The following is a 248-nucleotide window of genomic DNA, read 5'->3' on the forward strand; positions in this document are numbered from 1 at the left end:
ACTAAGTGCCAAAGGCTATGCCGGCCCAATTAACCTTTTAGTTGGGGTAAACGCTGAATTAAGCATTACCGGAGTGAGAGTACTCAACCACAGCGAAACACCAGGCTTGGGTGACAAAATAGAACTTGCCAAAAACCCCTGGATATTAAGTTTTAACGACAAAAGCTTAGCTAATACAACAAGCAAAGGCTGGGCGGTAAAAAAAGATGGTGGTGAGTTTGATCAATTTACTGGCGCAACCACCACAC

At 44.0% G+C, this 248-nt stretch carries 1 protein-coding gene; it reads left to right on the forward strand.

Annotated elements, in window-relative coordinates; all coding sequences use genetic code 11:
* Window positions 1–248, forward strand: a 248-nt coding sequence (locus Q4528_RS15180; RefSeq protein ID WP_303522530.1) for an RnfABCDGE type electron transport complex subunit G, incomplete at both ends; no start/stop codon positions are given.

It is taken from the genome of Staphylococcus pasteuri (assembly GCF_030547725.1).
GTDB classification, from domain to species: Bacteria; Bacillota; Bacilli; order Staphylococcales; family Staphylococcaceae; genus Staphylococcus; species Staphylococcus pasteuri.